Genomic DNA, 5,210 nt, shown 5'->3' with positions numbered 1-5,210 from the left:
CGGGTCGCCTCCACCGTTCAGTGCCTTCGGGATCGTCAGGGCCTCAAGCGGGCCCGGTCCCGCTCACCGCGTACTCGGGCCGGGTCGCCCCGGCGGCCCGCCGGTCCACAATGGACTGCAGGATCTCGCCGACCCGGACGGCCGTGTTCGACAGCAGCGACGACGTGATGCCGTGCGTGTGCTCGGTGCCGCCCTGGAGGTAGATCCCGCCGTCCAGCGGCGGCTCGGTGACGATGCGGTAGTCGCGTTCGACCCGGAGCCTGCCCTCGTCGTCGCGCGCGCAGGCCGATGCCAGCTCACCGAGCAACGGTGTCGGGTCGGCCGGGCTGTACCCGGTGGCGTACACGACGAAATCGGCGTCGAGCCGGGTGCGTTCTCCCGTCTCCAGCGCTTCGACGGTGACCCGCACGTCGGAGCCGGTGTCCGTGACCTCGGTGGGACGCGAGACGTTGATCAGCTTCAGCCGCTCAATCCCCTGGACCTTCTCGCGGTAGACGCGCCGGTACAGCTCGTCGATGAGTTCGATGTCCACGGCCGAGTAGTTGGTCGCGCCGTGGTAGCGCATCAGGCGGTCCTTGACCGCTTCCGGCGCCTCGTAGAACCGCCCGACCGCTTCGGGATCGAAGATCCGGTTGGCGAACGCGCTGTCGTCGGCCGGGCTGTAGCCGTAGCGCGCGAACACGGCGCACACCTCGGCCCGCGGGAAGCGGTCGTGCAGCAGCGCGCTCACTTCGGCCGCGCTCTGGCCGGCACCGACGACGACGAACCGGCGCGGCTCCTCGGCGGCCATTCCCTCCAGCCGGTGCAGGAGTTCGCTGTTGTGCCAGATCCGTGTGCCCGGCGTCACACCTTCGGGGAGATTCGGGCGCAGGCCGGTGCCCATCACCAGATTGCGGGCGCGCAGGTTCACCAGTTCGCCGTCGGTGCGGGCGTGCACGTCGAAGAACACGATCTCGTCGCCGTCGAACACCGGCGTGACGGAGAGCACTTCCGTGCCATACGAAACCAGGTCGTCGACCTTTTCGGCCGCCCATTCGAAGTAGTCGTGGAACTCGATCCGCAAGGGGAACAGGTTCTTGTGGTTGATGAAATCGACCAATCGGTCCTTGCTGTGCAAATACGACAGGAAGCTGAACGAACTCGTCGGGTTCCGCATCGTCGCCAGGTCCTTGAGGAAGGAGACCTGCATGGTCGCGTTGTCGATCAACATCCCGCGGTGCCAGCCGAAACGCACCTGGCGCTCGAGGAAGTGGGCCGTGACGGTCTCGGCCCCCGGCGCGGCGTTGTGCTCGGTGACGGCGATGGCGAGCGCGAGGTTCGAGGGACCGAACCCGACCCCGACCACGTCGTAGACCGGAACCCGTTCACCGACCACTGCTCGTGCCATCTTGAACCCCTAGCGCGGCTCAGCCGCATCTCGGTACTTCGTTACAAAGACCAGGGAACCCTAACCTAAGTTAGGTGAGGCTCAACTAGTACTTTCAGTGGTGATGTTCATCCCTCGACCAGGAGGAGGCCGGTCCCATGCGGGTCGCCATGTTCGGATACCAGACCTGGGGACACCGCACCCTGCGGGCCTTGATCGACGCGGGCCACGATGTCGCCCTCGTCGTCACCCACCCGAAGAGCGACCACGCCTACGAGAAGATCTGGTCCGATTCCGTCGCGGACCTCGCCGAGGAGAACGGGATCCGCGCGCTGCTGCGGCAGCGTCCCGACGACGCGGAACTGCTGGCGGAGCTGAAGGAAGCCGATCTCGACCTGATCGTCGCCAACAACTGGCGGACCTGGCTGCCGCCCGAGATCTTCGAGATGCCGCGGTACGGCACGCTGAACGTCCACGACTCGCTGCTGCCCGCCTACGCCGGCTTCTCGCCGCTGATCTGGGCGCTCATCAACGGTGAGAAGGAAGTGGGCCTCACCGCCCACATGATGGACGCCGACCTCGACGCGGGTGACATCGTGCTCCAGCGCTCCGTGCCGGTCGGCCCGAAGGACACGACGACCGATCTGTTCCACCGGACGGTGGATCTCATCGCGCCGATCACCACAGAGGCGATCGAGCTGATCGCGAGCGGGGACTACACGCCGGTCAAACAGGACCGGTCGAAGGCCAGCTTCTTCCACAAGCGCGCCCTCGAAGACAGCCTCATCGACTGGTCCTGGCCCGCCGAAGAGATCGAGCGGCTCGTGCGCGCGCAGTCCGACCCGTACCCCAACGCCTTCACCTACCACCGCGGGAAGCAGCTGCGCGTGCTCCGTTCGTCGGTGTCGGCGGGTCACTACGGCGGCACCCCCGGCCGGATCTTCATCCGTGAGGGTGAAGGTGTCGTGATCGTCGCCGGGCCGGAGTCGCGCCGTGGCCGGTCGCACGGTCTCGTCATCGAGCGGGTCCGGACCGAGGACGGCACCGAACTGGCGGCGAACGAGTACTTCCGCACGATGGGTGGCTATCTCACCTCGCGCCCCTAGGCTGTACCTACGGTCCGACCTGGAGGGAAAGTCATGCCGGAGAAGATGACCGACGAGCAGCGCCGTGCCTTCCTCGCCGAAGGAACCCGCACCGCCGTCTTCGTGACGGTCCGCCCGGACGGCAGGCCGCACGCGGTCCCGATCTGGTTCACCCTCGACGGCGACGACGTCCTGGTCAACCTGGGCGCGGACTCCGTCAAAGGCAAGGCGCTCAAGGAAAATCCGCGTGTGTCGGTGGTCGCCGACGACCCGGCTCCGCCTTACTCGTTCGTGAGTGTGGAGGGGATCGCGGAGATCGTCTCGGACCCGGACGGCGTTCGCGCGGGTTCGGAGTCGATCGCACGGCGGTACCTCGGCGAGGCGGGGCAGGAGGCCATCGACGGCTGGCTCGCCTACGCGACTTCTCCGGGGAAGGTGATCGTGCGGGTGCGGCCGGAGCATTTCGTGGCGATCGCGAAGGTCGGCGGCTGAAGCACCTTCGGTCTCGTGAGTGGTAAGGGCGGTTAGAACCGTCCTAACCACTCACGAGGCCCGATGTACCGCCGAGCGGGAGCATTCTGGCCGCCGCCACCGTTCGGCGCCAGGATGGCCCCCGTGGCCGAGATCGTTTTCGACGACGACACCCGTTCCTGGCTCATCAGCACGGCATCCACGAGTTACGCGCTCAGGCTGACCGAGGACGACACGCCCTCCCACGTCCACTGGGGCCCGGCGCTCACCGCCGGTCAGCTCGCCGACGTCCTCCCCCGGACGAAGGAACGCTGGGACGCCTTCAACGATCCCAACGAGGGACTCGACGAACTCGCCGCCGACGGAGGCACGCGGTACTGGACCCCCGCCCTCCAGGTCCGGTTCGCCGACGGGACCCGCGCCCTCGAATGGCGCTACCTCGGCCACGACATCGACGGCGGACAGCTGCGCGTCCGCTTCCGCGATCGGCACTACCCCCTTCGGATCACGCTCGGCTATCGCGTCCCCGGGGGCACCGACGTCATCGAGCGCTGGACCGAACTCGCCCACGACGGCACCGACGGCACCGACGGCCCGATCGAGATCATCCGGGCCGATTCGGCGACCTGGGTCGTGCCGGACCGGCCCGATTACCGGATCAGCCACGTCACCGGCCGCTGGGCAGCCGAGAGCCAGCTGCTCCGCGAGCCGGTCCCCCACGGCGAAACGACGTTCGGCAGCAGACGCGGGATCACGAGTCATCACGCCAATCCATGGGTGATGCTCGACGACGGCGAGACGACCGAGCGGCACGGCGAGGTCTACAGCGCCGCGCTCGCCTGGAGCGGTTCATGGCGCATCACCACCACCCGCTCGTCCACCGGCCGCCTCACCGTGACCGGCGGTTTCGGTCAAGACGGCGTCGTCCCCCAGCTCGCACCGGGCGACACGCTCACCACGCCGGTTTTCGCCGGGCTGTACACCGACGGCGGATTCGGTGCCGCGAGCCGCGCCTGGCACGCGTACACGATCGGCCACGTCCTCCCGCATCCCGGTGAGCTCCGGCCGGTGCTCTACAACTCTTGGGAGGCAACGGGTTTCGGCGTCACCGAGGCCGGCCAACGGGCGCTGGCGCACAAGGCGGCGACACTCGGGGTGGAACTGTTCGTGGTGGACGACGGCTGGTTCGGCGCCCGGGACGGCGACCACGCCGGACTCGGCGACTGGCAGGTGAACCGGGACAAGTTCCCCGATGGCCTCGAACCCCTCGTCGCCGAAGTGCACCGCCTCGGCATGAAGTTCGGGCTCTGGGTCGAACCCGAGATGGTCAATCCGGACAGCGATCTCCATCGCGCCCATCCCGGCTGGGTCCTCCACCATCCACATCGGACACGATCGGAGCTGCGGCGCCAGCTGGTGCTCAATTTCGCCCGCCAGGACGTCGCCGAGTGGGCGTTCGGCACGCTCGACTCCCTCGTCGGCACGCACGGGATCGACTTCCTGAAATGGGACATGAACCGCCCGTTCAGCGAGGCGGGATGGCCCGCCGACAGCGATCCGGACCGGCTGTGGGTGGAGCACACCCGCTCGGTCTACGCGATCATGGACCGCCTGCGCGCCCGCCACCCCGCGCTGCGGATCGAGGCGTGCGGCGGTGGTGGCGGCCGGATCGACCTCGGGATCATGGCGAGGACGGACCAGGTCTGGACCTCCGACAACACCGACGCGCTCGACCGGCTCGTCATCCAGCACGGCTACGGCCAGGTGTACCCGGCGCGCGCGATGTCGGCCTGGGTCACCGACGATCCCAACTTCGTCACCCGGCGATCCACGCCGCTGCGCTTCCGGTTCCACGTCGCGATGGCCGGAGTGCTCGGCATCGGCGGCGACATCGTGCGCTGGTCCGACGAGGATCTGGCCCACGCGCGCGAGCAGATCGCGCTGTACAAGGAGATCCGGCCCATCGTCCAGCACGGCAGGCTCCACCGCCTCCTGCCGCCCGCCACCGACGGGGTCTCCGCGCTGCAGTACGTGGCGGCCGACGGTGGACGCGCGGTGGTGTTCGTGTTCCGGCAAGCGGCACATTTCCACACTCACGAACGGCCTGTCCGGCTCGACGGTCTCGACCCCTCCGCCCGCTACCGCGACGAGGACACCGGAAAGGTGTGGCACGGCGCCTCACTCCTGGCACACGGCCTGCTCCCTGGACTCCCGGACGGGGATTTCGCCAGTGTCGTGATCCGCTTGACGAAGCTCTAAGCCCGTCGATAGATCAGATGTATCACCCA

4 protein-coding genes are annotated in these 5,210 nt (G+C 68.1%); 3 read left to right on the top strand and 1 reads right to left on the bottom strand.

All coding sequences use genetic code 11. The annotated features are described in order from the left end of the window. Positions 1–43 precede the first annotated feature (43 nt). Entirely contained in the window at positions 44–1,387 is a 1,344-nt protein-coding gene (locus ACOCEP_RS30060) for a lysine N(6)-hydroxylase/L-ornithine N(5)-oxygenase family protein (RefSeq protein WP_482332459.1), read from the bottom strand. 137 nt (positions 1,388–1,524) lie between these two features. Between ACOCEP_RS30060 and ACOCEP_RS30055 the strand changes: the two genes are divergently transcribed. The 3 genes from ACOCEP_RS30055 (at position 1,525) to ACOCEP_RS30045 (ending at position 5,181) form a co-directional block, all read left to right on the top strand. Continuing rightward, positions 1,525–2,472 (top strand): methionyl-tRNA formyltransferase, encoded by a 948-nt coding sequence (locus ACOCEP_RS30055; protein ID WP_482332458.1) that lies wholly within the window; start codon positions 1,525–1,527, stop codon positions 2,470–2,472. Positions 2,473–2,505: 33 nt separating this feature from the next. Beyond that, the gene (locus ACOCEP_RS30050; protein WP_482332457.1) at positions 2,506–2,943 is read left to right on the top strand and encodes a PPOX class F420-dependent oxidoreductase; all 438 of its coding nucleotides are present in this window, start codon (positions 2,506–2,508) and stop codon (positions 2,941–2,943) included. Positions 2,944–3,066: 123 nt separating this feature from the next. After that, positions 3,067–5,181 carry an alpha-galactosidase gene (locus ACOCEP_RS30045; RefSeq protein ID WP_482332455.1) on the top strand — a complete coding sequence of 705 codons (2,115 nt, stop codon included), beginning with the start codon at positions 3,067–3,069 and terminating at the stop codon, positions 5,179–5,181. Positions 5,182–5,210: the final 29 nt, after the last annotated feature.

Source organism: Amycolatopsis sp. CA-211722, from assembly GCF_056828465.1.
This window is presented reverse-complemented; position numbering and strand designations above follow the sequence as displayed.